This window comes from Burkholderia sp. ZZQ-2 (assembly GCF_050768715.1).
GTDB classification, from domain to species: Bacteria; Pseudomonadota; Gammaproteobacteria; order Burkholderiales; family Burkholderiaceae; genus Burkholderia; species Burkholderia cepacia.
Map to the genome: position 1 here is coordinate 1 of NZ_LDVA01000255.1, position 24,759 is coordinate 24,759.

The window sequence follows — 24,759 nt, forward strand, 5'->3', positions numbered from 1 at the left end:
CCCGCCTGCCGCCCCGCTCCCGCCTTTCCCGGCCGCCGCATCGCAACCGATGCGGCGGCCGTTTCGTTTCATCGCGCCGAACGACGCCCGGCTTACCGCACCGCCGTCGGCGGCATCGTCGCGCCCGTCTGCCGGCGCCGATACGCGCTGTCGCGCGTCGCGAGCCAGTAGTACAGCGGCGACGTCAGCGCGAGCCCCACGAGCCACGACAGGTCCGCGCCGCCGAGATGCGCGGGAATCGGGCCCGCATACATCGGCGTGTTCATGAACGGGATCTGCACGAGGATGCCGATCGCATACGCGAGCAGCGCCTGCGGGTTGAAGCGGCCGTAGATCCCGCCGTCGGCCATGAAGATCGACTGGATGTCGTACTTGCCCTTGTGGATCACGTAGAAGTCGATCAGGTTGATCGCGGTCCACGGCACCAGCACGACGAGCAGCGCGAGCACGAGATCGACGAGGTTGCCGACGAAGTTCGTCGACGCGCCGATCGCCGCGTAGCAGCACGCGACGAAAATCACGACCGACACCACCGCACGCGCCTTCGCGGTCGGAATCCACCGGTACGCGAACGTCTGCACCGACGTGATGACCGCGAGCACCGCGCCGTACAGGTTCAGCGCGTTGTGGCTGATCACGCTCAGCAGGAACAGCACGAGCATCAGCGGGCCGAGCGGGCCGGTCGCCTGCTTGACCGCATCCATCGTGTCCGCGCCGGCCGGCACCGCGAGCACCGCGACCGCGCCGAAGATGAACGCGAGCGTCGAGCCGATCGTGCAGCCGAGGTAGGTCGCCCAGAACGTCGACGCCACGCCGACGTTCTCCGGCAGATAGCGCGAATAGTCCGACACGTACGGCGCGAACGCGATCTGCCACAACGCCGACAGCGACACCGTCGCGAGCCAGCCCGCGAAGTCGAAGCCGCCGCGCGTCAGGAAATCGTCGGTCGTCACGTGCGAGAGGATCATCCAGAAGCCGACGACGATGCCGATGCCGAGCACCCACGTACCGATCCGGTTCAGGATGTGGATGAACCGGTATCCGACGATCCCGATCAGCCCCGAACCCACCGCGCCGATCACGATGCCGACGGGCACCGGCACCGACGCCGCGATGCCGTGCACCGACTTGCCGGCGAGCACGATGTTCGACGCGAAGAAACCGACGTACATCACGGCCGCGATCACGGTCACGAGCAACGCGCCCCACGAGCCGAACTGCGCGCGGCTCTGGATCATCTGCGGGATGCCCATCTGCGGCCCCTGCGCCGAATGCAGCGCCATCAGCACGCCGCCCACCGCCTGGCCGACGACGATCGCGACGATGCCCCATAGCAGGTTCAGGTGGAACATCTGCACGCCGAGCGCGCCGGTCACGATCGGCAGCGGCGCGATGTTGCCGCCGAACCAGAGCGTGAACAGGTCGCGCACCTTGCCGTGGCGCTCGGCGGGCGGCACGTAGCCGATCGTGTGCTTCTCTATCATCGGGGACGCATTGCGTTCCGCGTTCGTCATGGTGAAGTCTCCTGTCCTGCGCGGCGATGCGCGCGTGCCGTGTCAGCCGGCGCGCGTCGGGGTGCGCGCCTGCAATCGGGTCCGGATACGCGAACGACGACGCACCGCATGCACGCGCGGCGGAGTCGAACGCAGCGAACGAACCGCTCGCGGGGACGGATGACATACCCCGCCGGCGCGTGCGCGGCCGCTTCGTGATCGTGGTGATCTTCGCGATCCAGGTTGGAGACGATGGTGCGCCACGGGTATCGCGACCGGAAAATACTAAAAATATTTCCGGGACATACGAAAAAGCTCTGCAGCGGAAATTCCGGCGCCAAGGCCTTTCAGGTAAGGTGCTACGCACAACCATGGACAGATTGCGCCCGCGGCGGCACGCCGGGGCCGTGCATCAGAGGTGCATGTGGCTCACTACACTTTGCGGCAACTGAAATATTTCGTGACGACGGTGGAATCCGGCAGCGTGGCCGAGGCCTCGCGCCAGCTCTTCATCGCGCAGCCGTCGATCTCCAGCGCGATCAAGGGGCTGGAAGAAAGCTTCGGCGTGAAGCTGTTCATCCGCCATCATGCGCAGGGCGTGTCGCTGACGCCGGGCGGCACGCGCTTCTACCGGAAAGCGCAGGAGCTGCTGCGCATCGCGCACGAATTCGAACAGAACGCGCTCGCCGACAACGACGTGATCACCGGGCAGATCGACATCGGCTGCTTCGAGACGGTCGCGCCGCTCTACCTGCCGCAACTGATCGCGGGCTTTCGCGAGCGCTACCCGGGCGTGAACATCCGGCTGCGCGACGGCGACCAGCAGGAACTCGTGCAGGGCCTGACGTCCGGCACGTTCGATCTCGCGCTCATGTACGACCACGATCTCGACGGCACGATCGAGACCGAACCGCTGATGCCGCCGCAGCAGCCGTACGTGCTGCTGCCGGAGAACCACCGGTTCGCGGGCCAGACGCACGTATCGTTGCGCGACCTCTGCGTCGAGCCGATGATCCTGCTCGACGTGCAGCCGAGCCGCACCTATTTCGTCAGCCTCTTTCACGAACTCGGGCTGACGCCGAACATCGTGTTCGGGTCGCCGTCGATCGAGATGGTGCGCGGGATGGTCGGCCAGGGGTTCGGCTTTTCGCTGCTCGTCACGCGCCCGCATTCCGAATACACGTACGACGGCCAGCGGGTCGTGACGATCGGCCTCAGCGAAACGGTGAGCCCGTCGGGGCTCGTGAGCGCGCGGCTGAAGCGCGGCCAGCTCACGAAGCAGGCGCAGTCGTTCGTCGACTTCTGCCGCGAGCGGCTCGCGCAGATCGTCGCGGAAACGGCGAGATAAGACGCGAAACACGCACGCACCGCGCGAGGCGGCGCGTGCGTGTTTGCAGTGACGGTTTCAGGCGGCCGACGACAGATACGCAGCCAGACGACTCAGCATCGCGTCGCATCCATGCAGCTGGTCTAGCGTGACGAACTCGTCGGGCTTGTGCCCCTGGTCCATGCTGCCGGGCCCGCATACGACTGCCGGAATCCCGGCCTGCCCGAACAGCCCGCCCTCGGTGCCGAATGCGACCGTGCCGAACGCATCGGAACCGCTCAGCATCGCGAGCAGGCGCGCGGCCTCGCTGTCCGGCGCCGTGGCCAGCCCCGGATACGCGCCCAGCGGCTGCAATCGAATGTCGGTATCGGGCTGCACCGCACGCATTCGCGGCAACAGTTCGGATTCCGCATAGTCCTGCAGCTTCCGCGGCACGTCGTGCGCGTCGAAATCCGGCAGCGCACGCACCTCGAAGTCGAACTCGCATTCGGCCGGCACGATGTTCAGCGCGCGGCCGCCCTTGATCAGCCCCGTCTGCACGGTCGAGAACGGCGGATCGAAGCGACCGTCGTGCCGTTCGTGCCGCGCGAGCGCTGCGCCGATCTCGCCGAGCCGGCCGATCAGCTTCGCCGCATAGTCGATCGCGTTGACGCCCGACGGCGCGTACGCCGAATGGCACGCGGCCCCCTTCACGTGGCAGCGCATCGCGAGCTTGCCCTTGTGGCCGAGCACCGGCTTCAGCTCGGTCGGCTCGCCGATCAGGCACAGGCGCGGCCGGTGCGCACGCGCGGCCAGTGCGTCGAGCATCGGCCGCACGCCGAGGCAGCCGACTTCCTCGTCGTACGAGAACGCGAGATGCACGGGCACGCGCAGCGGACGTGCGACGAACGCCGGCACGGCCGCGAGCGCCGACGCGATGAAGCCCTTCATGTCGGCCGTGCCGCGCCCGTACAGGCGGCCGTCGCGCTCGGTCAGCCGGAACGGCTCGACCGTCCACGCCTGCCCGTCGACCGGCACCACGTCGGTATGGCCCGACAGCGCGATGCCGCCGCGATCGCGCGGCCCGATCGTCGCGTACAGGCTCGCCTTCGTCCGTTCCGCGTTGTAGAACAGTTCGCTCTCGACGCCGAAGCCCGCGAGATAGTCGCGGATGAAACCGATCATCTCGAGATTCGAATCGCGGCTGACCGTCGCGAAACCGATCAGCCGCTCGAGCAACGCGCGGCTCGACGTGTCATTCATCGCCCGGCACTCCGTAGCTCGGCGCGGCGGTCGGGTTCAGCGCGCGCGTCTGGTAGTCCTGCATCTGCGGCCGATACGCCCGCCACAGCGCATCGAGCTGCCCGACCGGATCGGCATCGGCCCAGTCGACGCGCAGGTCGACGATCGGCCAGGTCACGTCGCCGGCCACCTTCAGCGCGGCCGAGTGCACCGGCCCCGCCTCGCCGCCGGCAGCCATCGCCGCGTGCATCGCGGCGAGCAGGCGATCGGCGAGCAGGCCGGGCGCCTGTTCGAAGGCGCGCGCCATCGCGTCGATCACGTCCGGCGAAGCCAGCAGGTTGCCGGCCGCCACGCACTGTTCGCCGCGCACCGCGTGATGCGTGCCGAGCGCTTCCTTGCCGGTGAAACACGCCGCCTGCCCCTGCCCGTCGATCACCGTGACCTGCCGGTACTGGCTCCAGCCGTTCGCGCTGAGCGCGCGGTCGAGCGCCGCGGCGGGCGCGAGCTGTTCGTGCTCGATCAGGTCGAGGATCTGCGGGCCGAGCGCCGGCAGCGTGATGTTCTGCGTCGCGACGGCGCCGACGCCCGCGCGCACCCACGGGCAGCGCGCGCCCACCGCGATGCTCGACGAGCTGATCGCGATGCCGAGCTGGCCCGTCTCCGGGCAGCGCCCGACGATGGAGAAAGTCATGTCGCCTCCCGGGCGCGGTTCGGCTGCCAGTTGTCCGGAATCACGGCGATCACGTCGATTTCCATCAGCCACTGCGGCTGGCCGAGCGCGGACACGACGAGCCCCGTCGAGATCGGATACACGCCCTTCAGCCACTTGCCGACTTCCTGGTACACCGGCTCGCGATAACGCGGGTCGATCAGGTAGGTCGTCGTCTTCACGATGTGCGTGAGGTCGCTGCCGGCTTCCTCCAGCAGCTGCCTGACGTTCTTCATCGCCTGCTCGGCCTGCGCGCGCGGGTCGCCGAGGCCGACCAGGTTGCCGTCGAAATCGGTGCCGACCTGGCCGCGCACGTAGACGGTGTTGCCGGCCCGCACGGCCTGGCACAGGTCGTTGTCGAGCGTCTGGTTCGGGTAGGTATCCTTCGTGTTGAACATGCGGATACGGGTGTGGGTCGGTTGGCTCATCGAAATCCTTCAGTCGTCAGGGGGCACGCCGCCGCACCGGGCGCGAACACGATCGCGGTGCGGCAGGCGGGCGGCATGGGGTCGGTCAGTTGACCGCGTCGGCGAGCGGCTGCGCGTCGGCGTGCGACGCGGCGCCGCCCGGCTCCGGGCGCGATGCCGAGCGGCGCTGCGATGCGTCGTGGTATTCGAGGTAGGTGCGCTGCGTCGCGATGTGATCGGCGATGTGCCGCGCGTCGTGCCACACACCCCAGATGAAGCTGGAGCCGCGCCGCGACAGCCACGGCAGCCCGAGGAAATAGATGCCCGGCTCCTTCGACACGCCGCGCTGGTGCCGCGGCTTGCCGTTCGCGTCGAACGCATCGACCTTCAGCCAGCCGTAGTCGACCGCATATCCCGTCGCCCAGACGATCGACGTGACGCCCGCGCCGGCGAGGTCGAGCGCGAGGATCGGGTGCGCGACGCAGTCCGGGTTCGGCAGGATGTGACGGGCGTCGGGTTCGGCCGGCAGGTCGAGGCCGTTGCGGGCCGCATAAGCGTCGGCCGCGTCGAGCAGCGACAGGTAGTTCTCGTCGCCGCGCGCGAGATTGATCGCGAGATCGCGCTCGAACGTCGCCACGCCGCCGCTGAACGACTTCGTCAGCCCGACGAGCGTCACGCCCTGGTTCGCGAGCTTGCGGAAATCGACCGTATGGCCGCCGCGCGCGCCGCTCACCGCGATCGTCACGTGTTCGCGGCCCGGCGTCGCGACTTCCTTGTCCCATTCGCCGAGCACGCCGAGCCACCAGCAGAAGTCGCGGCCGCGATACGCGCGCGGCGGGCGGTCGTGCGGGCCGACCGACAGGTAGACCCGGCGGCCCGCGCGCTGCAGCTCGTCGGCGATCTGCACGCCGGACGAACCCGCGCCGACCACGAGCACCGCGCCGTCCGGGAGCTGGCCCGGGTTGCGGTAGTCGGCGGAATGGAGCTGCACGAGGCGCGCGTCGTCCGGCGCGATCGGCGGAATCACCGGGCGCTGGAACGGCCCCGTCGCGACGACCACGCGGTTCGCCTCGATCGTGCCGTCGGACGTCTCGACGACGAAGCCCGGCTTGCCGGTATTGCGCACGACCCGCTTCACCTCGACGCCAGTGCGGATCGGCGCGTCGAACTTGCGCGCATACGCTTCGAAGTAGTCCGCGACCTGGTCTTTCGACGCGAACGCGTCGGGGTCGAGGCCGTCGAATTCGAGCCCCGGGAAGCGGTCGTGCCACGCGGGGCCGTTCGCGACCAGCGAATCCCAGCGCCCCGTGCGCCAGCGTTCGGCGATGCGGCTGCGCTCCAGCACGAGATGCGGCACGCCCAGCTTGCCCAGGTGCTCGCTCATGGCCACGCCGGCCTGACCGGCGCCGACGACGAGCGTATCGATTGAGGTTGTTTCGACTGCCACGGCTGTCTCCTTCTGAAGTGCGGCTCGGCGCGACGCGCGTGCTGTCGCTCAAGCTGGAATGGAGACATTCTGCTGACACGCCGCTTGCGGCGAAATGATGATTTTTGTTGGTGTTGATGAGCAAAAAGCTGGGGGGCGCGCGGGCGGCCAGCGGCACGGGACGACGCGCCCGTGTTGCACCGGCGCCCGCCCGGACGGCGGGCGCCGGCTTCAACCGGTCGCGCCGGCTACGCGTTCGTCCATGGGCCGGCGCCCTGCCGATACTGGATCACGCCGCCGTTGATCCGCACCCGCAGGTTGCCGTCCGGCAACTGCACCCAGTTCTGCATGTCGAGGCTCAGCATCAGCGCGGCGAAGAAATCCCGCAGTTGTTGCGACTCGCTGGCCTGCCAGAGATCGATGCGCCCGAGGCAGGTACGCAGGTCGCCGCTCTGCTGCATGATCGTCTCGACCTGCCCGGCCACGTTCGCCGACGGGTCGTACACCTTCGTACCGTCGTCGCTGACGATCGACAGATGGATCGCGCGCACCGACGCCGGCTGGCCCGGCGTCTGCTCGACGAGCGCGATGCAGCTCGTCATCGCGCCGAAATCGATTTCCGTCGCATCTCCCCAGATGCGCTCGCCAACCGCCAGCGGCGCGGGACCTTGTACGTTCTGAATGTCGTAGGGCATGGGTTCCTCACTTGACTCGATGGGACTGCCGGTGGCGGGAACGACGCGTGTCCGGGAAAGCGGACACGCGTCGTTCCCGCCGCTCACATCCCGCGGCGGGCCTGACGGCCCGGCGGGTCGTGTCGATTGATTCCTGGTCGCCGCGCGCGGTCGCGCGCTACGCACCCTTCTTGTCCAGCAGCGCCTGATACCGCTGCAGGCTCTCGTCGATCTTGTCGAGCGCGACGCTCGCGGCCTCGCCTTCGATCGCCTCCGCGGCACCCGCGACGACCGCCGCCGTCGCGACGAACAGGTCGGTCAACAGCAGGCCCACCGCATCCATCGCCATCCCGCGTACGTTCTCGTCGATGGTCTTCTGCGCCAGATCCTTCATCAGCACGCTCTTGCCCGCGATCGCCAGCGACGTCGACGCCTCGAAGTAGTTGGCCGCCGCCTGCGCGACCATCCCGCCCGCCTGCGTGATCATCATGTTCGGGCCGACGGCGATCTGCGTCGTCGCGTAGGACGCCGCCTCCGCGTTGATCGCCTGCACGGTCTGCAGCGCCGAACCGCCGCCCCCGGCCGGATCGGCGACCTGGTTCGGCGCCCTCAACGCATCGGTGAGCCTGCGCAGCCGGTTGACCGGCCATGCGCGCGCGCCTGCTTTCGGCGTCGCGACGGGCGGCGCGACGTCGGCGGGCGTCGTTGCGCCTGCTGCCGCGGACGCGCCATCGTGCGGCGCCTGCGGCGCACCGTCGCCGCGCCCGCCCAAAAGGCCTTTCATGTTCATGGTTCAGGTATCCCGAGAGTCGACTAATGCGTGGAACCCGTCTGCGGCCCGGCCGCCGGCGCTTGCGCCGCGCCGCCCGCTGGCGGCTTCGGCGACGCTTCGACGGACAGGATCATGGCCACCGCCTTCGACACGACGGCGTTCGAAATCTGGTTCAGCGCCGCCTGCTGCTGCGTCATGTTCTGCGCCGAGATGCCGACGGCCTGGCTGAACATCTGGTAAAGCATGCCCAGCGCCTGGGCCGGGGATCCCGCGACGACGTTGACATTGGTCTGCGTCAGCGCGTCGGTAACCTGCTCATTGACTTTGTCTGCCACGAGGCCTCCTCGGATCTCGGCTCCGGCATGCGATTGAAGGAACGGCAAGCCATCGACGCCGCGCATGCCGTTAGGAACGCTGCATGCCCGCGTTCGTGAACGCGCTCACGCGAGTTCCTCGCGCAATTTCCTGCGCAGCAGCTCGACACGCTTCCTGGCCAGCGGCTCGTTGATCCCGAGCGTCGCCGCGATGTGCAGATAGGGCCGGTCCTCCTCGAACTTCAGCGTGAACAGCATCTGCTGCTGCGAGGAGAGCGTGGACAGCACCTGCTCGAGACGCAGCAGCTGTTGCCGGAGCAGCAGTTGCTGCTCCACCGACGGCGCGTGGCCGGCCAGCTCGACGGTGTGATCGTCGTCCCAGCCCGGGTCGAATTCGAGCATGCCGCTTTCGCGCACACGGCGGCGCGCGCCGTCGAGGAACGCGTGGTTCAGCGCCAGAAAGAGAAAGCCGGCCAGGTTCCGGACGCGTTCGGGCGAACGTTGCAGGTAGATGTGGACCTTGAGCGCGGTATCGGAGAGCAGTTCGTCGGCACGGTGGATATCGCCCTTGCACAACAGGCGCGCGCGGCGCCGCAATTTCCCCTGCATTTCCCGCCACGTGTGATCGAGCTGCTGCGCCGGCGACTCAGGCGTCGAAACAGCGTGCTGGTTCGAGGTTGTCATCCCGTGCCTTCCTTTTTTTATGGAAAACACAGAATCGATTCGACGCCGGGAATGGCGCTGTTACCCGCGTAACACCGTTTTAAAGATAATCGCTTCGTGTAAATTTTCTTGATTATTGTGAACGGAAACTTTAATTCCCCTGCATATCCTCATCCGTCGTTTCGGGCGCGCCGCCGAGCGTAACCAATGGCATTTCGATGAAAAATGGCGACTGCCGCCGCGACGTGATTACGCCGGCACGCTGCTGTCGATGTCGGTCGACCAAAGGTCCCTGGCGCCGAAGCAAAACCGTATCGGGATCGCTTTCCCATTATCTGGTTATTTTCATCATTCATTTTTCACGCAATGCCAAAGGCAGCGTTTTTCGCTAGGTGGCCGCATCGTCAAACAACCTTGCACGGAAAACATGCCTGCCCTCGTCAACGGTCGAACGCTGTGCAATATCCCGATACTCGCCGATCTTCCGGAAAGCCTGCTCGCTCACATCGAGCGGCATCTCGCGCCCTGGCCCGAACACGGTAACCGCCTGTTGTTCTTCAAGGGCGATCCGGGCGATTTCGTCGCCTTCGTGCACTGCGGCCGCGTGTACAAGACGCTGCACGAACCCGGCGGACGCGAACTCATTCTCGGCCACTCGTTGCCGGGCGAACTCATCGGCGAAAACACGCTGGTTCGCGCCCACCGGCGCAGCTTCACCGCGCAGTTGAGCCCCGACTGCCGCGTGTCGCTGCTGCATCGCCAGTACTTCGCGCCGCTGCTGGCCAACGCGGATTTCATGGAGCGCATCCACGAGCAGCTGTGCCGGCACGTGCACCAGCTGAGCGACTTCGTCGAATCGACGTGCCTGTACCGGCTCGAAGCCAGGCTCGCGCGCCATCTGCTGAACCGCATGCAAGGGAACGATCTCGAGGTGCGACTGCCGGAGAGCCAGAGCATCCTCGCCGCGATGCTCAACGTCAGCCGGCCGCGACTGAACAGCAGCCTGCAGAAGATGCAGCGCGACGGCCTGATCCGGCTTCACGCGCACGGCGTGACGATCGAGAAGCCGGAGCAGCTGCGGACCATCGTCAACGCCAATTGACGCGCCAGGCGCGTGCGCCGCGACGCCGCGGCGGCAGGAGGTCGCGCGCGCCGGGTTGCGCGGCGCGCGGTGAAGATCAGCCGCGCCAGTGGCCGATGGCGTTCATCAACTGCGCGACGGCGGTCAGTTGAGACGCAAAGTTGTCGTTCGCGGAGCGCGCCGCGGCGGCCACCGCCACCGGCGAGCCGGCGTAGAGCTGCATGATGCCGACGGTCGTGGCGGCGAGGTTGGACATCGCCTGGTTCGCCTGCATCTGCACCGCGTTGTGAAGCAGGATCGCGGACGCATGGCTGTTCGACTGCATGAGCGTGCCCAAGGCCACAGCGGGCGCTTCGCCCACCACCTTGACGTTGGCTTGCGTGACCGCATCGGTCACCGCGGCGGAAACCTGTTCCGGCATGTCGTTGCTCCTGGTTTGCCCGCCCGCTGCGATGCAGTCACGGCGAACGCATGAATGGGTCGGCCGGCGACGTGCGCCGGCCGATAGCATCGGTGCGCGCGAGCGCTCGCCGTCGCGAGCGTCGGGACGACGACAGGCGCCGGGCGACAGCCACGGGAATCAAGGCCGCCGCCCGGCGTCGACGCCGGGTTACGCGTCAGGCCAGCGCCTTGCCGAGCGCGAGCACATCGGCCAGCACGGACAGCACGCCGTTCGAGCCGATTTCCGTCGCGGCGGCGCCGGCGCTCGCCGGCCCGAGCGTGTAGAGCTGCATCGTGCCCACGTTCGTCGAGGTCGGCAGCTGTACCGCGGCCTGCGACTGCTGCTGCACGGCGTTCTCGAACAGCACGCTGAGCGAATGGCTCTGGGCCTGGTACAGCGAGCCCGTTGCCATCGCCGGCGCTTCACCCACCACCTTGACGTTGGTCTGCGTGACGGCGTCGGTGATCGCGGCATTGACCGCGCACGTCTTGCAGTTGCAGGGGTCTTTCGGATCCTTCGAATCCGTCGGGGCGCTTGTATCATTTGCCATCGAATTTCTCCTGGTTTGCGAACGGGCGCCGCATCGAATCGGCTCTACCCGTCCTGTCGTTTGCTCCGGAACACCGCGCGGCACCGCTGTTCAGGCGCCGGCGGACGTGCTGCGGATCGGCGGTGCTGCGGTGCTGCGGCGGTATCGGCGGCCCGAGCCGCTTGCGCCGCCGCTCGCCCGCGGCGCGACGACCGCGCGTTACGGGCGCATCGCCTTCCCGATCGCGATCACGTCGGCCAGAATGGAAATGATCCCGTTCGCGCCGATTTCCGTGGCGGCCGCCCCCGCGCTTTCCGGCCCGATCGTGTAGAGCTGCATCGTCCCCACGTTCGTCGACGTCTGCGACTGGATCGCGGCCTGCGACTGCTGCTGCACCGCGTTCTCGAACAGGATGCTGAGCGAATGGCTCTGGGCCTGGTACAGCGAGCCCATCGCCATCGCCGGCGCCTCGGCGACCACCTTGACGTTGACCTGCGTGACGGCATCGGTAATCGCGGGATTGACCTGGCACACCTGACACGTATCACCCATTTTTTGCTCCTTGATTCACGTAGTTGAGAGGTCGCACATCGGGGGCCGGCCGGTCTCGCGTCCAGCCGCCGGACTTCAGCCGCTCGACTTCAACCGCATGCCCGGTGTGCTACTCCATGGACGCTGGCCCGGGGGTATCGTGAACAGAAGCGGCGGCGGTGGCGGCAGCGGCCGGTTCGTGCAGGTCGGCCGGACGGGCGCCGATGCGTTGCAGCCGCTCGTCGATCGCGTCGAGCCGCACGGCGAGCCGTTCGGCGAGCGAATCGACGTAGTGCCGGAAGCAGGCGTCGATTTCCTGCCGGATGAGGCCGGTCAGCTGTTCACCGATCACCGCCAGCGCCTCGCGGGTGCTGTCCTGGATGTCGGCCGCGCCGGATGCCGGTGCGTCGTCCGGCGGCTCGTGCGCGTCGAGTACGTCGGACACCTTCTGCTGTTCCGACGCCAGCATGCCGAGGGTCGTCTCGTTCTGCGCGTCGATCGTCTGCAGGATGCCGCGCATCTTCTCGTACGCCTTCTGCTGGTTGAGCTGCAGAAAATGCTTGACCTGCTCGCGCGCCTCCTGCCGGGTTTTCAAGCGCGGCAATGGCGGGGGCGCGGCGCTCGCCTGCGTGGCCGCGCCGGCCGCCGGGGCCGGCTGGGCCGCGTGACGACCCGGCAGCCGCTCGAGCAGCGCCCGTTCTTCAGCCGGCTCGAGGGGCCGTCCCAATCGTTTCTCCGCGAACTGCCGCAGCAACGGGTCGAGTGCGTCGTCGCTCATGGCTCACACCTCCTCGAGGTCGGCCCGCGTCGCCGGTGCGTGCGGTTCGGGTACGGATGGACGCGGCGCAGGGGCGCCAGCGCCGGCGTACTGCAATGGATATCGCATGGTGTTCTCCGGGAAATGGACAGGCGGCAGCCCCGCCGGAAATTTCGGCAGGACCGCTGCAGGGACGAACCGTGCGACGGGTCTGTGAAATCGGTTGTCGCCGTGCGTCGCGCCTACGCCGGCGGGCAATGCGCAGGCAAGCAGCGCCCTCGCGCATGCCGGCCGATACCGTTGCGCCCCGTTCGCCCGCTGCCCGGTGCGTGGTCTCTTTTATTGAAATCGACCTACGCCGCGATCATGTTCCGCCGAATTCGATCTCCAACCTGTTTTTGCGATCCTAAGTAATCTGGCCGTTCTTGTTTCGCAAGCGGCCTATCAACGATTCCTCTGCGAGGGCGGCTCGATCGCTCAGGGCGTAGAACGCCAGCATGCTGACGAGCATCGCAAAGGCCACGCCGCTCGTATCCCAACGCAGCCCCACGCTGAACGCGATTGCCCTGATCGCGGTCATGCCGAGTGCCATGACGAGCAACATCCCCGCGAATTCGAGCGCGACCCGCACCGGCGCCCGGACGAGCACGCGTACCGGGCCGCGTCGATGCCCGTCCTTGCGGTCGGCCTCGCGCCGAATCAACAGCGCCAGCATGGCCAGCATCGACATCGGAAACCACTGGAGATGGAGCACGAGCATGTTCCACATGGCACCGGTATCGAGCGTGCCGCCGCAGATGTCGAGAATGGCCTCGAGGGGCGCCCGCATCGCATCGAGCGTCAATCCCGCGCAGATGGCGGCCATGCACCAGAGCATCGACCGGCGCGCGCACCTGCCCGGCGATCCGCCTCTCGTCGAGTACCCCGCCAAGCCGCAGGCAAACGCACCGATGCCGTTCCATATCCAGCTGGAAGGGGCACCATGCAGCCGCGTCGGCAGGTCGCACGCCAGGTAGCCGAGGATCGCGAACGCCAGCGCGCCGCGCACGCGATCTGGCATCGGGAGCATGGCCGTTCGCGCAGCCCCGGCCTCCACGCATGCGCGGATCGCGCCCGTCATCGTCGCCGGACGCCTGGCCGGGCCGGCCGGCGGAGCACTCGGGGCAGTCATGGCCGTTCAGGCGGGATCTCTCATGACCGCGTACCACGAGCACACCACCCCGGCCGGCGCGACGCCGCCGTTGCCGCTCGCATGCGGAACCGTCCGGACGATCGAACCGGTCAGCGCCGGACGCTGGTTGATGCCGTTGGGCCAGGGCGCGCTCACGTACCCGACATAGTCGTAGACCCACTCCTCGCCGCTGACCACGCCGCGCCCCTGGAAGCGGACGGTGCCGGGATTCCCGTAGCTGATCCAGCCGTTGAGCTGCAGCTCCCATCCCGGGCCGAAAATGCGCCCCTTGAAAATGCCCGCCGGTGCCTGCGCGATCTCGATCGTGCCGAGGCCGAATTCCAGGTCGTTGAATGCGGTGGCCGGGTCGGGATCGTTCAGGAAACTGCGATAGGTCCACTGGCCCACCAGGCTGCCGGTTTCGGGTGTGTAGCTCATGCGCGCGCCTCCCCTTCATGTCCATGTCGTCGAAATACCGAAGTGAACCGGCGCCACGCGATGGCGCCGGTTCGTCACGCGCCGTCGTTACCGGACCTCGAGCCGGAACAGTTTCGGCGCGGCCTGCGGAGCCGCACCGGCGACGGCTTGCGAAACGGGCGGCGAAGCCGGTTGTGTCTGCAGGCGTACGCCTTCGCGCGTATGGATCTCGACGTCGTACTGGGCCCCCTCCACCGCACTCACCGAGAACTGGTCCAGCGGAAAGAACGCCTTCACTTCGAGGTGCGTCTGGCAGTTCGCGCAGTACTGCACGCTCCAGCGGCTCAGCACGGCCTCCGTGCCGAGCAGGTGCCGCTCGCCGTCCACGTTGACGTACGCGGAGACCAGGAACGATCCCGCGATCGGCGCACGATTCAGCCCGGACACACGCACGACCTTGCTGCTGTTGCCGGCCGGCACGGTCGTCGCCGCCAGCGAGAGCTTCGGCAGGTCTTCCAGCGAACCGGGGCCGTACGTGTAGCCGAGCTGCTCCTCGATGTTGATGCAGTCGAGCGACGTATAGGCGCGCTCCTTGCCGTTCTCGCTCTTCTTGAACGGATCGAGCGGCGACGAGAGCGTGAGCCACGAGTTGGGCACCGTGCCCGGCGTCGGCCCCTGCGCGTCGACCGAGTTGGTGCCCGGATACTCGGCGATGACGTCGAGATGCTGCGTGAAGCCATGCCGCTTCTGCCACAGCCAGAACACGCGATCGATGAAGCAGTGATGGAAATAGAAGATCGGGTCGAGGCCCGCCGTGTCGTTTTCGCCCATGTCGCCGTTGGCGCCCGGAATCGGCGAGAGGTCGCCCTTGTTCGGGCCGTGCGGCACGTCGAACCCGCCGACCGCCAGGTGAATCTTGTTGTGCGGCGACTCGAGCGGGACGACGGGAATCGCGCCTTCCGGCAGATTCTCGTTCCACTGAGCCGCGGACGTCGTGTTGGAAAACACCGTGTAGTTCGGCGCGTCCAGGCACTGCTCGAACTTGCGCTTCACGTTGGTCGGCACCACCTTGCCCTTGACGACGATGTAGGACGTGAGCCAGTCCACGATGTTCCGGTTCAGCAATACCACGTTCTCCTTGGCATCCTTGAACTTGGCGTTGTGCTTCTCGGTCGCGGCCCGGTCCTTGTCGGTACCCACGAGCCCCGACAGCGGGTAGCGAACCGTGACGTAAGGCAGCGGCTTGCTGTAGTTCGGATCGTCGCCGTTGATGTTGTCGGTGATCGCCCGGTTGAACGTGAAGGAGGCCAGCGGATTCGGAATCTTTTCGCCGTCGAGCTCGAAATCCGGGTCGGTCAGGGCCCACGGGATGCCTTTCGTCAGCGACTCTTCGCTGGTTTCGTCCCAGAACGGCAGCATCACCTGCTCGCAACCGGGGATGCTCTGCAGCGCCTGTTCCAGCCGCAGCAGGTACGCACGGTGCCAGGTGGGGAACAGCACGTTTCCGTGGTTGCAATAGCCGCCCCAGTAAGACGCCGAGCCCCAGCCGGCGCCGCGGAACGGCTCGCCGTGGAAGCCGCCGATCATGAAGAACGAGTTCGGATCGTCGGGCGGCAATGCCTTGATGCCTTTCCACGCGCGCATCAGGTCTTCCAGCGGCTTTTTGTTGCCTTTCAGATATTCGACTTGCAACGATTCGATCGACGGACGAACTCTGACTCCAGATGCGTTATTCATGATATATCCAGCCTCCTTCGTGGGTAGCATTAGGGCTTGGCCGCCAGGTTTTGAACGTAAGCAGGTAGTTAATAAAGCATTTAAACTCGCGCTCAATCGAATTCGTTTTATTCAAATATCGCGTGTCATTTTGAAAGCATTAATCGGCGGGCCATGGGCGGGCCCGCGTGGCCACCTGATCGCCTCCATGGGCGCGGACACGCGCAACAGGCGTAGCACGCCCGCTGGAAAAGGGGCTGCGCCTTCAGATCGTAGGGATGCCGTGGTGAGTCGATGCCACTTCGTCAGGCACCAATACCCGACGAAGTGACTGTGATACCCCGATAGCGTTTTATCCTGATTTGGTATGAGTAAATAAAGCAGATGGAATTGGTTTTAGCAAGGTCAAGGCGACCTGGAATCTCAAAAAAATCCGGAGACGAAAATGATGATTGGCCCGTTTAATTTTCTTAAATAATCACACCCATTTACGACGCGAGAGTAAAAAACAGGCTCGGGATAATCACGGGAGCGCGACGATGTTGGCGAATGCAATCGACCGAAAGAAACCTTACGGTTGTCAGTTGCCACGTATGCGGCTGAAAGCCCGTGGAGAACGGGCAAGGTTGCATCGCGGCATCTGGACGACGCTATCCCGAGCCGGTAGCGTCACGGCCATTCGACGCGCCCCCTGCGGCCCTGTCCCCGACAATTCTTGACTGTGTCCGCGCCGCCGAACTGGTAGGATGCCGGTCGCCTCGGCATGGATGGCAGCCAAAGGGCGTTCAACCGTCCCTTTTTATGCCCGCCAGCGGCCTACCCCGCCGTCCCGCCCGGGCGACACGGTGCCCGGCCGCACCCAGCCCCCGTCGAACCCCGCAACACCCCGGCGTCGCCTCACCCGACCCGTTGCAGCAACCGTTGGAGTGGCGCCTCGCGCGCCAGCAAGCATGAAGAACTCGAAGCCGCCCACCCGCCTCCCGCGCGAGAAAGACCGTACGCCGCTGGTACGCGCCGGCGCGCTGCTGCTGATGGCCGGCCTGCTGTACCTGCTGTGGCCGTCGGCCGAAACCGCCTACCTTGCGATGGAGTCCGTCATCCGCTGACGCGGCACGTCCGTCCCCGCTCTACGCTATACTCGCGCAATGGAAACCCAACCCGCCTCGCCGAACGTGCATTGCTGGTGGCGCGCCTGACCTAGGCGGCCCGTTTCCTTTTGCATGTCCCAAACGTGATGCCGCCAGCCATGGCGGCATTTGCGTTTCTGCGCAGACGACATGGCTGGCGGCTTCGATAACCCGGAGCAACGACCAACATGACCCACCCGACCCGACCGACCATCCTCACTGGCGACCGCACGACCGGCCCGCTGCACCTCGGCCACTACATCGGCTCGCTGCGCGCGCGCGTGCAGATGCAGCACGAAGCGAAGCAGTTCCTGCTGCTCGCCGACACGCAGGCGCTGACCGACAACATGGGCCGCCGCCAGCGCGTCACCGAGAACGTGATCGAAGTCGCGCTCGACTATCTCGCCGTCGGCATCGATCCGACGATCTCGACGATCGTCGTGCAGTCGCAGGTGCCCGAGCTCGCCGAGCTGTCGCAATACCTGCTCAACCTCGTCACGGTCGCGCGCCTCGAACGCAACCCGACCATCAAGGAAGAGATCCGCCTGCGCGGTTTCGAGCGCGACATCCCGGCCGGCTTCCTGACCTACCCGGTGAGCCAGGCGGCCGACATCACCGCGTTCAAGGCGACGCACGTGCCGGTCGGCGACGACCAGCTGCCGATGATCGAGCAGACCAACGAACTCGTGCGCCGCTTCAACGCGACGGTCGAGCAGCCCGTGCTGGTCGAATGCGAGGCTGTGCTGTCCGCGGTCACGCGGCTGCCGGGGATCGACGGCAAGGCGAAAATGAGCAAGTCGCTCGGCAACGCGATCACGCTCGGCTCGACGCCGGACGAGATCACGCAGGCCGTGAAGGACATGTACACGGACCCGAACCACCTGCGCGTGAGCGATCCCGGCCAGGTCGAGGGCAACGTCGTGTTCACGTTCCTCGATGCGTTCGAGCCCGACGTGCAGAAGGTCGACGAGTTGAAGGCGCACTACCGCCGCGGCGGGCTCGGCGACAGCGTCGTCAAGCGCGTGCTGAACGAGCGGCTGCAGGCGCTGATCGAGCCGATCCGCGCGCGCCGCCGCGAATTCGAGGCCGACAAGGCCGAGGTGATGGCGATCCTGAAGCGCGGCACGATGCACGCGCGGGACGTGGCCGGCGCGACGCTCGCGGAGGTGAAGGGGGCGATGGGGTTGAACTACTTCGATTGAGCGGTGCAGGCAGCGCGTGCGTAAACGCGCGCCGCGCGCCGGACAGTATCGGGCCGGCGCGCGGCGATCACCGCATCAGGTGCGCGTGCGTGCGTCGCTGCCACCGCCTCTCGTCACGATGCGTGCGCCGGCACGGACGCGTGGCACACCGCCTCTACCCGGTTGCCGGCCGGGTCGACGAGAAACGCCCCGTAGTAGTCGCCGTGATAATGCGGCCGCAAGCCGGGCTCACCGTCGGACTGCCCGCCCGTCGCGAGGCCGGCCTCGAAAAACGCATCCACCTGCGCGCGGCTCGCGGCCTTGAAGCACCAGTGCCGCTTGCTCACGCCGATTTCGGCGGGATCCAGGTAGATCGCGAGAAAGGTCGATGCGGTGTCGTTCGCATTGCAGCGTTCGCCGTAGCCGAGTGCGGTGCCCCGGTCATAGACCCGGGCCGCGCCCAGCGCGGCCATGATGGCATCGTAGAACGGGCGCGCCAGTTCGATATCCGGCACGCTGATTGACACGTGATCAAGCAGTTGCATTGCATCTACTCCGTTGAAGGGCACACGAGTCTACATGAGCGCGACAATTCGCGCCGAAGCCACGCTGCCGCTCGTGGGCAATACCTGCACACCCGACACTGTCACACGCGATGTCGTTCATGGCGGTAGCGGGCCGTCCCTTGGTCCACTCCGCCGATGCCGCGCCCGCGCAACCCGCTATCGTTTCGCATGCGATCCACGGACGACGTTCTTCCGACTACATGCGTGGAGCACTTCGAGGTCGGCGGCCCGGTTTCTTGATAGGCTTCATTTCGGCTGCTCTCCTGTCCGGGAGCCTGGTCCTGGAAACTCGATCCGCACGGATTCCCGCAGGAACCGCCGCCTTCAACCTGCAACTACTTTCGGAACTCCGCCCAATGTCGGCCGACGAATCGATACACGCGTACCCGGGGGAAGCATCCACTTTCAATTGTGCGTGTTGTGGTAGCGAGACGAGGAGAATCACGGGCGAACTGCATCAAGGCGATTCAGTTGTTGGTGTCTACTTCGTCCAATGGGCAACCGGAAGGCCGGACCATCCGCCGATCATTGACCTCGTGTTGGGCGACTGGGGGCAAGCGCCGGGCCTGCCGACCGCGTTCTGGTTTCATTGATCTATATTCCGCGCGAGGGAGGCGGTCCTGTCTCCGTCGCGAACGCCGCGGAACGGGGTGTCGATATTTCCGGCTTGTTTGAATTCGCGCTTGCCCGGGAGCAGGTCATCGGTACGCCGCTGGCCCCGTTGGTGTTTCAGATGATCGATGCGCTCTGGATCACCGAGCCACGAATCGCAGACGTCAAGGCACTGGACAACGTCGTGTAGATCAACCTCGAGAGGCGCGGCGTCACTTCATCTGCATCAGTTGAATCAGGTTCCCGCAGGTATCGTCGACGACCGCGACGCGCACGGGCCCCGCGTCCATCGGCTCCAGCGTGAAGCGGACGTCGAGATCCCTGAGCCGCGCGAATTCCGCATCGAGATCGTCGACCTGGAACGATGCCGCCGGAATGCCGTCCTCGTACAGCGCCTGCTTGTAAGGCCCGACCGCGCGATGGTTGCTCGGCTCGAGCAGCAGCTCGGTGCCGTCCGGCTGGTCTTTCGACACCACGGTCAGCCAGCGGTACTCGCCCACGGGCACGTTGTTTTTCAGCTTGAACCCGAGCTTGTCGGTATAGAACGTCAACGCCTTGTCCTGGTCGTCGACAAAAATACTCGTCACGTAGATTCGCATTTCAACCTCTCCTGAAATAGCAGCCGTCGCCGCCGCTATTCTTCGTCGAAATCGATGACAAACGCATAACCGCCGTCGATCAGCTGGCGCAGGTAGCCGTCGAAGTCGTCGGCGATCACCGCATAGCTGTCGGGATCGTGCAGGAAGCGCACGACCTGCCCGACCTTGCCGCCCGCCGCCGGCTCGAAGTCGATGTAGAGCTGCGACGTGCCGCCGTTGTTCATGCAATGCGAGAAGCACAGCCGCCGGCCCATCGGCAGCGCGATGTCGATGCGTGGATCGACGAGTTCGCCGTCGTCGTTCGCGTCGTCGCCGTAGATCTCGGCGATGCTGTCGCGGTACTTCGCCCCTTCCTCGAGCATCTGCGCGGCCGACAGCAGGTAATACGGGTATTCGTAGACGTCGGAGCCCAGCACCAGCACGTTGACCGTCGTGCCGCCGTAGTCGCGCCAGTAGGTGCCGTCGAGCGCGCCGAGCAGTTCGAGCAGGCTGGCCGGGCACTGCGGATACGCGGCACGCAGCGCGTCGAGCTGCGCGGGCGTCGCGCCCGTGGCGGCGGCGAGCGCCGCGTTGTCGGTGTCGGGCAGCACGGCACGCAGGCCGGCGAGATAGGTGTCGACGAGGGTCATCGCGTCAGATCCGAAGAACAGGCCAGCGCCATTCTAGCGCCCGACGCGACCCGCCCCTTCAGCTTCTTCCGCGCACCCGCCTACGTGATCTGGTAAGTCGACGCCGGCACGAATTCCTCCGGCAGCGGGCGATCGCCCAGTTCGAGCACCGACCGTTCGATCGTGCGCGCCATCGCATCGAGCGCCAGCGCGTTCGGCGCGAGGCCGAACGGCTCGGCCACCTCGTTCGCGATCGCCTCGAGTGCGATCAGCGTGTACGCGATGAACACGCAGATCAGCGGCGTGAAGAACTCCGTCGAATCGACGAGACCGAACGGCAGCAGCACGCAATACGCATACACGGTGCGATGCAGCAGCACGCTGTACGAGAACGGGATCGGCGTGGACAGGATGCGCTCGCAACCGCCGACCGATTTGCCGAGCTCGTCGAGTTGCGCCTCGAACATCCAGCAGGTCGCGTCGCTGCCGGGCGCGCGGCCCAGCGCGCGGACGATGCTGCCGCGCAGCTCGTCGAGGATCGCCACGGGCTTGAAACACTTGCCCGCGAGCGCGGCGGTGCGCTCCGCGCCGAGGATCCGCTGCAGGTCTTGCGTCGGATCGGTATGGCGAAGCTGATGCTTCAGCGCATAGGTGAACGCGATCAGCAGGTCGGCAAGCCGGTTGCGCTCGGCGTCGCCGACGCTGTCGGGCAGGTAGCGATTCAGTTGCGACGTCAGCGCGCGCGCCGCGATCAGCAGGTTGCCCCACAGATGCCGCGCCTCCTTGAACCGCTCGAAGCTCGCGTTGTTGCGAAACGCGAGGAAGATCGCGAGCGCCAGCCCGAACAGCGTGAACGGCGCCGTATTGAGGGGAATCTTCTCGCCGAAGATGCGCCCGTTCGTGAAGACCGCCAGCGTGCTGACGATCGCCATGAACACGAGCTGCGGAATGATCGATTGCAGCACGGAGCCGTTCCAGACGAACAGCATCCTGAGCCAGTTTTGTCGTGGTCGGACGATCATGGTGTTTTCTCGACTGCCAGGGAAATACGCGATACGGCACGCCGGCGCCCGATGCGCAGCGGCCCGCGCGTGGCGGGCCGCTGTCGGGTGGATGCCGGGCCGGGCGCCGTGCTGCGCGAGATGATACGCCCGCGCGCGCCGCGCCCGTCACATCATGCGGCGCTCAGTGATAACCGACGTCGCCCTCGCGCACCTTGCCGCGGAACACGCGGTACTGCATCGCGTTGTACACGAGGATGATCGGCAGCACGATCACGGTGCCGATCAGCGCGAACTTCTGGCTCGAATGGCTCGACGATGCATCCCAGATCGACAGCGACGGCGGCACGATGTTCGGCCAGATGCTGATCACGAGCCCCGTGTAGCCGAGGAACACGAGCGCGAGCGTCAGCAGGAACGGCGTGGCCTCGTGCGTGCGCTTCACCGAGTGGAAGATGCCCCACACGCACGCGACGACGAGGATCGGCACCGGCAGGAACCAGCCGAGATTGCCGCTGCCGAACCAGCGGTGCGCGACGGCCGGCAGCCCGATCACGGTCCACAGGCTGACCACGCCCATAACGGCGAGCAGCACGCCCGCGAGCGGCTTCATCAGCAGCCGCATCTTGCGCTGCAGCTCGCCGTCGACCTTCAGGATCAGCCAGCCGCAGCCGAGCGTCGCATACGTGACGAGCACGCCGATCCCGCACATCAGGCTGAACGGCGACAGCCAGTCGAACGGCCCGCCCGCGAACTGGTTGTTCACGATCTTGATCCCCTGCAGCAGCGAACCGAGCACGATCCCCTGGCAGAACGCCGCGAGCGCGGAGCCGCCGATGAACGCCAGATCCCACATGTGTTGCGTGCGGGTGGCCTTCGCGCGCAGCTCGAACGCCGCGCCGCGAAAGATCAGCCCGACCAGCATCAGGACCAGCGGCAGGTAGTTCGCAGGCAGCAGCGTCGAATAGACGACCGGGAACGCGCCGTAGAGCCCCGCGCCGCCGAGCACCAGGAACGTCTCGTTGCCGTCCCACACCGGCGCGACGGTGTCGAGCATCACCTGGCGCTCGGCCTTCGCATCGAAGAACGGAAACAGCAGGCCGATGCCGAGATCGAAGCCGTCCAGCATCACGTAGATGAATACACCAAGGCCGATGATCGCGGCCCACACGACAGGAAGATCGATTTGCATGGCTTACTCCGCTTCGGTCACGTTCAGCGGCGTGGACAGCGCGCTCTTGCGCAGCCCCGGATGCCGGTGCAGCTCGATATACCCGGCCTGGGCAGCCGGCCCGCGCTTCATCAGTTTCAGCATGTAGTAGACACCCGTTCCGAACACCAGGAAATACACGACCACGAAGATCAGGAGCGACACGCCGACCTGCTGCGCGCTGAGCGGCGCGACGGAATCGACGGTGCGCAGCACGCCGTACACGGTCCACGGCTGCCGCCCGACCTCGGTCGTGATCCAGCCGGCCAGCAGCGCGACGATGCCCGACGGCCCCATCGCCACCACGAACCACTGGAACCAGCGCGTTTCATAAAGGCGCCCGCCCTTTCTCAACAGCAACCCGAGCAGCGCGGTGAGCAGCATCAGCATCCCGAGGCCGGCCATGATCCGGAACGTCCAGAAGATGATCGGCGAATACGGGCGGTCCTGCGGCGGGAATTCCTTCAGCCCGCGAATCTCGCCGTCCCAGCTGTGGGTGAGGATTAGGCTGCCGAGGTGCGGCACCTGGATCGCATAGCGCGTGGTTTCGGCCTGCATGTCGGGCAGCCCGACGAGGTTCAGCGCGGTGCCGCCCTTCTCGGTTTCCCACAGCCCCTCGATCGCCGCGATCTTCGCCGGCTGGTATTCGCGCGTGTTCAGCCCGTGCGCGTCGCCGACGACGATCTGGATCGGCGCGAGCACCAGCAGCATCCACAGCGCCATCGAGAAGCTGCGCTTCACCGGCTCGTCGCGGCGCCCCTTCAGCAGGTGCCACGCGCCGCACGCGGCGACGATGAAGCCCGCGACGATGAACGCCGCGATCGTCATGTGCACGAGACGGTACGGGAACGACGGGTTGAACACGATCTTGAACCAGTCGACCGGCACGACGAGGCCGTTCTCGATCTTGTAGCCCTGCGGCGTCTGCATGAAGCTGTTCGACGCGAGGATCCAGAACGTCGAGATCAGCGTGCCGACCGCGACCATCAGCGTCGCGAAGAAGTGGGCGCGCGGGCTCACGCGCTGCCAGCCGAACAGCATCACGCCGAGGAAGCCGGCTTCGAGGAAGAACGCCGTCAGCACTTCATAGGTGAGCAGCGGGCCCGTGATGTTGCCCGCGACGCGCGAGAAGCCGGCCCAGTTCGTGCCGAATTCGTACGCCATCACGACGCCGGAGACCACGCCCATCCCGAAGCCGATCGCGAAGATCTTCGACCAGAACTGGAACATGGATTTGTAGGCGGCGTCGCCGGTGACGAGATAGCGCCATTCCAGCACCGCCAGGAAGCTCGCCATACCGATGCTGATCGCGGGAAACACGATGTGGAACGACACCGTGAATGCGAATTGCAATCGTGCGAGATGGAACGCATCGAAGATTTCCATGACCGTAATTTGCTCGTGTTTGTGAGGATGTCCGCCCGAAGCAGGAAATCGCGCGACGGCTTGCCGACGACACATGCGAATACAAAACGGTCACTCGCATGGCATCGAAGCGTGAATGACGATATCGCGTTTGCAACGATACTCGCAATCGTTCGAACGTGCGCTGAAACTGTGCTGCTTCCGTTGCCGAAGATGTGTGTACGGAAAACACATTTCGCGCCGGCGGGACGATCAGCTGTACTGCTTTCCGCACTGCAGCGCTGTACATCGGGCGCACTGTTCATCCCCGTTAACATCCGATGCAATGCTTGCCCGCGGCCACGGCGCGCCCCTCGGCCGCGCCCGCCCGGCAGCCCCGATTCCCCTGGTCCGGCGTACGCGCCCGACCCGGCCGGCCCGCCGGCCGATCCGCCTGGAGAACCCGCATGGAGTCCTGCATCCGCCGCGACGAGCCGACCGGCAGCACCGCGTGTCATGTGACACGTCACCGTGCCGGCGAAGTGCGCGACACCGTCGACCGCGTCGTCGACGAAACGCCGGTTGCACTCGTGGTCAACGGTATTGCACACACGGTCATGATGGCGACCCCGATCGACCTCGACGCGTTCGGCCTCGGCTTCGTGCTCAGCGAAGGCATCGTCGAGCGTGCGTCGGACGTATTCGACATCGAGAGCGAATGCCGGCCCGGCAGCGCCGAAGTGCGCCTGACCGTGTCGCAGCAGGCGTTCATGGCGCTGAAGGCGCACCGACGCGCGCTGGCCGGCCGCACCGGCTGCGGTGTATGCGGGATCGAAAGCATCGCGCAGCTCGACCTGCACC

At 66.3% G+C, this 24,759-nt stretch carries 28 protein-coding genes; 6 read left to right on the plus strand and 22 right to left on the minus strand.

Annotated elements, in window-relative coordinates; all coding sequences use genetic code 11:
- Positions 1-92: 92 nt before the first annotated feature.
- Positions 93-1,514: a purine-cytosine permease family protein gene (locus ABY44_RS17800; RefSeq protein ID WP_059695768.1), complete on the minus strand. Its 1,422-nt coding sequence runs from the start codon at positions 1,512-1,514 to the stop codon at positions 93-95.
- Between the two features lie 403 nt (positions 1,515-1,917).
- Here ABY44_RS17800 and ABY44_RS17805 point away from each other — a divergent pair, with 403 nt between their 5' ends.
- Complete coding sequence (locus tag ABY44_RS17805) at positions 1,918-2,841, plus strand: LysR substrate-binding domain-containing protein (RefSeq protein WP_042973786.1); 924 nt, start codon at positions 1,918-1,920, stop codon at positions 2,839-2,841.
- 57 nt (positions 2,842-2,898) lie between these two features.
- Here ABY44_RS17805 and argE read toward each other — a convergent pair whose 3' ends face one another.
- The 8 genes from argE to ABY44_RS17845 all read right to left on the minus strand — a co-directional run bounded on the left by argE (position 2,899) and on the right by ABY44_RS17845 (position 9,027).
- Positions 2,899-4,062, minus strand: a complete 1,164-nt coding sequence (argE, locus tag ABY44_RS17810; protein ID WP_060171999.1) for an acetylornithine deacetylase — start codon at positions 4,060-4,062, stop codon at positions 2,899-2,901.
- The gene (locus ABY44_RS17815; protein ID WP_059485971.1) at positions 4,055-4,732 is read right to left on the minus strand and encodes a DUF1028 domain-containing protein; all 678 of its coding nucleotides are present in this window, start codon (positions 4,730-4,732) and stop codon (positions 4,055-4,057) included. The genes argE and ABY44_RS17815 overlap by 8 nt, the downstream gene beginning before the upstream one ends.
- Positions 4,729-5,178, minus strand: a complete 450-nt coding sequence (locus ABY44_RS17820) for a RidA family protein (protein WP_059682437.1) — start codon at positions 5,176-5,178, stop codon at positions 4,729-4,731. The genes ABY44_RS17815 and ABY44_RS17820 overlap by 4 nt, the downstream gene beginning before the upstream one ends.
- Positions 5,179-5,263: 85 nt before the next feature.
- Entirely contained in the window at positions 5,264-6,604 is a 1,341-nt protein-coding gene (locus ABY44_RS17825) for a flavin-containing monooxygenase (protein ID WP_060172001.1), read from the minus strand.
- Between the two features lie 227 nt (positions 6,605-6,831).
- Positions 6,832-7,278 carry a hypothetical protein gene (locus ABY44_RS17830; RefSeq protein ID WP_060172003.1) on the minus strand — a complete coding sequence of 149 codons (447 nt, stop codon included), beginning with the start codon at positions 7,276-7,278 and terminating at the stop codon, positions 6,832-6,834.
- 157 nt (positions 7,279-7,435) lie between these two features.
- Positions 7,436-8,041 (minus strand): hypothetical protein, encoded by a 606-nt coding sequence (locus ABY44_RS17835; RefSeq protein WP_431641503.1) that lies wholly within the window; start codon positions 8,039-8,041, stop codon positions 7,436-7,438.
- Positions 8,042-8,070: 29 nt separating this feature from the next.
- Positions 8,071-8,364: a RebB family R body protein gene (locus ABY44_RS17840; protein ID WP_059695824.1), complete on the minus strand. Its 294-nt coding sequence runs from the start codon at positions 8,362-8,364 to the stop codon at positions 8,071-8,073.
- Positions 8,365-8,469: 105 nt separating this feature from the next.
- Positions 8,470-9,027, minus strand: a complete 558-nt coding sequence (locus ABY44_RS17845; RefSeq protein WP_027792484.1) for an RNA polymerase sigma factor — start codon at positions 9,025-9,027, stop codon at positions 8,470-8,472.
- 250 nt (positions 9,028-9,277) lie between these two features.
- On the opposite strand from ABY44_RS17845, the gene ABY44_RS17850 reads away from it, so the two are divergent.
- A complete protein-coding gene (locus tag ABY44_RS17850) occupies positions 9,278-10,108 on the plus strand; it encodes a Crp/Fnr family transcriptional regulator (RefSeq protein WP_230948759.1) in 831 nt (276 codons plus the stop codon).
- Positions 10,109-10,184: 76 nt separating this feature from the next.
- Here ABY44_RS17850 and ABY44_RS17855 read toward each other — a convergent pair whose 3' ends face one another.
- The 7 genes from ABY44_RS17855 to ABY44_RS17885 all read right to left on the minus strand — a co-directional run bounded on the left by ABY44_RS17855 (position 10,185) and on the right by ABY44_RS17885 (position 15,671).
- Complete coding sequence (locus tag ABY44_RS17855; protein WP_060060907.1) at positions 10,185-10,508, minus strand: RebB family R body protein; 324 nt, start codon at positions 10,506-10,508, stop codon at positions 10,185-10,187.
- Positions 10,509-10,704: 196 nt separating this feature from the next.
- Complete coding sequence (locus ABY44_RS17860; RefSeq protein WP_034196216.1) at positions 10,705-11,079, minus strand: RebB family R body protein; 375 nt, start codon at positions 11,077-11,079, stop codon at positions 10,705-10,707.
- 198 nt (positions 11,080-11,277) lie between these two features.
- Positions 11,278-11,610 carry a RebB family R body protein gene (locus ABY44_RS17865; protein ID WP_021157934.1) on the minus strand — a complete coding sequence of 111 codons (333 nt, stop codon included), beginning with the start codon at positions 11,608-11,610 and terminating at the stop codon, positions 11,278-11,280.
- Positions 11,611-11,719: 109 nt separating this feature from the next.
- On the minus strand, positions 11,720-12,367 hold the full coding sequence (locus ABY44_RS17870) for a hypothetical protein (RefSeq protein ID WP_060172007.1): 648 nt from the start codon (positions 12,365-12,367) through the stop codon (positions 11,720-11,722).
- 385 nt (positions 12,368-12,752) lie between these two features.
- On the minus strand, positions 12,753-13,466 hold the full coding sequence (locus ABY44_RS17875; protein WP_060172009.1) for a hypothetical protein: 714 nt from the start codon (positions 13,464-13,466) through the stop codon (positions 12,753-12,755).
- Between the two features lie 57 nt (positions 13,467-13,523).
- Positions 13,524-13,955 (minus strand): hypothetical protein, encoded by a 432-nt coding sequence (locus tag ABY44_RS17880; RefSeq protein WP_027792478.1) that lies wholly within the window; start codon positions 13,953-13,955, stop codon positions 13,524-13,526.
- Positions 13,956-14,042: 87 nt separating this feature from the next.
- Complete coding sequence (locus ABY44_RS17885) at positions 14,043-15,671, minus strand: tyrosinase family protein (protein ID WP_027792477.1); 1,629 nt, start codon at positions 15,669-15,671, stop codon at positions 14,043-14,045.
- 929 nt (positions 15,672-16,600) lie between these two features.
- Here ABY44_RS17885 and ABY44_RS17890 point away from each other — a divergent pair.
- Positions 16,601-16,756, plus strand: coding sequence for a hypothetical protein (locus ABY44_RS17890; protein ID WP_021157927.1), 156 nt, complete (start codon positions 16,601-16,603; stop codon positions 16,754-16,756).
- A gap of 209 nt (positions 16,757-16,965) precedes the next feature.
- Positions 16,966-17,979, plus strand: coding sequence for a tryptophan--tRNA ligase (trpS, locus tag ABY44_RS17895; protein WP_060172012.1), 1,014 nt, complete (start codon positions 16,966-16,968; stop codon positions 17,977-17,979).
- Between the two features lie 113 nt (positions 17,980-18,092).
- Here the strand turns inward: trpS and ABY44_RS17900 are convergent, their stop codons facing one another.
- Positions 18,093-18,503 (minus strand): VOC family protein, encoded by a 411-nt coding sequence (locus ABY44_RS17900; RefSeq protein ID WP_021157925.1) that lies wholly within the window; start codon positions 18,501-18,503, stop codon positions 18,093-18,095.
- Between the two features lie 610 nt (positions 18,504-19,113).
- Between ABY44_RS17900 and ABY44_RS17905 the strand changes: the two genes are divergently transcribed.
- A complete protein-coding gene (locus ABY44_RS17905; protein WP_060180731.1) occupies positions 19,114-19,326 on the plus strand; it encodes a hypothetical protein in 213 nt (70 codons plus the stop codon).
- A gap of 22 nt (positions 19,327-19,348) precedes the next feature.
- On the opposite strand, the gene ABY44_RS17910 is transcribed toward ABY44_RS17905, so the two are convergent.
- The 5 genes from ABY44_RS17910 to ABY44_RS17930 form a co-directional block, all read right to left on the minus strand.
- Entirely contained in the window at positions 19,349-19,735 is a 387-nt protein-coding gene (locus tag ABY44_RS17910; RefSeq protein WP_060172014.1) for a VOC family protein, read from the minus strand.
- A gap of 35 nt (positions 19,736-19,770) precedes the next feature.
- The gene (locus tag ABY44_RS17915) at positions 19,771-20,364 is read right to left on the minus strand and encodes an SMI1/KNR4 family protein (RefSeq protein ID WP_060172016.1); all 594 of its coding nucleotides are present in this window, start codon (positions 20,362-20,364) and stop codon (positions 19,771-19,773) included.
- Between the two features lie 80 nt (positions 20,365-20,444).
- A complete protein-coding gene (locus tag ABY44_RS17920; RefSeq protein ID WP_059682459.1) occupies positions 20,445-21,365 on the minus strand; it encodes a bestrophin family protein in 921 nt (306 codons plus the stop codon).
- A gap of 163 nt (positions 21,366-21,528) precedes the next feature.
- Positions 21,529-22,536 (minus strand): cytochrome d ubiquinol oxidase subunit II, encoded by a 1,008-nt coding sequence (gene cydB / locus ABY44_RS17925; RefSeq protein WP_059695796.1) that lies wholly within the window; start codon positions 22,534-22,536, stop codon positions 21,529-21,531.
- A gap of 3 nt (positions 22,537-22,539) precedes the next feature.
- Positions 22,540-23,940: a cytochrome ubiquinol oxidase subunit I gene (locus ABY44_RS17930; RefSeq protein WP_059695798.1), complete on the minus strand. Its 1,401-nt coding sequence runs from the start codon at positions 23,938-23,940 to the stop codon at positions 22,540-22,542.
- A gap of 425 nt (positions 23,941-24,365) precedes the next feature.
- On the opposite strand from ABY44_RS17930, the gene ABY44_RS17935 reads away from it, so the two are divergent.
- Positions 24,366-24,759 (plus strand): formate dehydrogenase accessory sulfurtransferase FdhD (locus ABY44_RS17935; protein ID WP_431641508.1); only part of this gene is annotated, 394 nt, incomplete at its 3' end.

Bases quoted from the DNA above. Each gene is read 5' to 3' on its own strand.
- ABY44_RS17800 (WP_059695768.1), bottom strand. From the start codon at position 1,514: ATGACGAACGCGGAACGCAATGCGTCCCCGATGATAGAGAAGCACACG.
- argE (WP_060171999.1), bottom strand. From the start codon at position 4,062: ATGAATGACACGTCGAGCCGCGCGTTGCTCGAGCGGCTGATCGGTTTC.
- ABY44_RS17815 (WP_059485971.1), bottom strand. From the start codon at position 4,732: ATGACTTTCTCCATCGTCGGGCGCTGCCCGGAGACGGGCCAGCTCGGC.
- ABY44_RS17820 (WP_059682437.1), bottom strand. From the start codon at position 5,178: ATGAGCCAACCGACCCACACCCGTATCCGCATGTTCAACACGAAGGAT.
- ABY44_RS17830 (WP_060172003.1), bottom strand. From the start codon at position 7,278: ATGCCCTACGACATTCAGAACGTACAAGGTCCCGCGCCGCTGGCGGTT.
- ABY44_RS17835 (WP_431641503.1), bottom strand. From the start codon at position 8,041: ATGAAAGGCCTTTTGGGCGGGCGCGGCGACGGTGCGCCGCAGGCGCCG.
- ABY44_RS17845 (WP_027792484.1), bottom strand. From the start codon at position 9,027: ATGACAACCTCGAACCAGCACGCTGTTTCGACGCCTGAGTCGCCGGCG.
- ABY44_RS17850 (WP_230948759.1), top strand. From the start codon at position 9,278: ATGTCGGTCGACCAAAGGTCCCTGGCGCCGAAGCAAAACCGTATCGGG.
- ABY44_RS17855 (WP_060060907.1), bottom strand. From the start codon at position 10,508: ATGCCGGAACAGGTTTCCGCCGCGGTGACCGATGCGGTCACGCAAGCC.
- ABY44_RS17860 (WP_034196216.1), bottom strand. From the start codon at position 11,079: ATGGCAAATGATACAAGCGCCCCGACGGATTCGAAGGATCCGAAAGAC.
- ABY44_RS17865 (WP_021157934.1), bottom strand. From the start codon at position 11,610: ATGGGTGATACGTGTCAGGTGTGCCAGGTCAATCCCGCGATTACCGAT.
- ABY44_RS17870 (WP_060172007.1), bottom strand. From the start codon at position 12,367: ATGAGCGACGACGCACTCGACCCGTTGCTGCGGCAGTTCGCGGAGAAA.
- ABY44_RS17875 (WP_060172009.1), bottom strand. From the start codon at position 13,466: ATGACGGGCGCGATCCGCGCATGCGTGGAGGCCGGGGCTGCGCGAACG.
- ABY44_RS17880 (WP_027792478.1), bottom strand. From the start codon at position 13,955: ATGAGCTACACACCCGAAACCGGCAGCCTGGTGGGCCAGTGGACCTAT.
- ABY44_RS17885 (WP_027792477.1), bottom strand. From the start codon at position 15,671: ATGAATAACGCATCTGGAGTCAGAGTTCGTCCGTCGATCGAATCGTTG.
- ABY44_RS17890 (WP_021157927.1), top strand. From the start codon at position 16,601: ATGAAGAACTCGAAGCCGCCCACCCGCCTCCCGCGCGAGAAAGACCGT.
- trpS (WP_060172012.1), top strand. From the start codon at position 16,966: ATGACCCACCCGACCCGACCGACCATCCTCACTGGCGACCGCACGACC.
- ABY44_RS17900 (WP_021157925.1), bottom strand. From the start codon at position 18,503: ATGCAACTGCTTGATCACGTGTCAATCAGCGTGCCGGATATCGAACTG.
- ABY44_RS17910 (WP_060172014.1), bottom strand. From the start codon at position 19,735: ATGCGAATCTACGTGACGAGTATTTTTGTCGACGACCAGGACAAGGCG.
- ABY44_RS17915 (WP_060172016.1), bottom strand. From the start codon at position 20,364: ATGACCCTCGTCGACACCTATCTCGCCGGCCTGCGTGCCGTGCTGCCC.
- ABY44_RS17920 (WP_059682459.1), bottom strand. From the start codon at position 21,365: ATGATCGTCCGACCACGACAAAACTGGCTCAGGATGCTGTTCGTCTGG.
- cydB (WP_059695796.1), bottom strand. From the start codon at position 22,536: ATGCAAATCGATCTTCCTGTCGTGTGGGCCGCGATCATCGGCCTTGGT.
- ABY44_RS17930 (WP_059695798.1), bottom strand. From the start codon at position 23,940: ATGGAAATCTTCGATGCGTTCCATCTCGCACGATTGCAATTCGCATTC.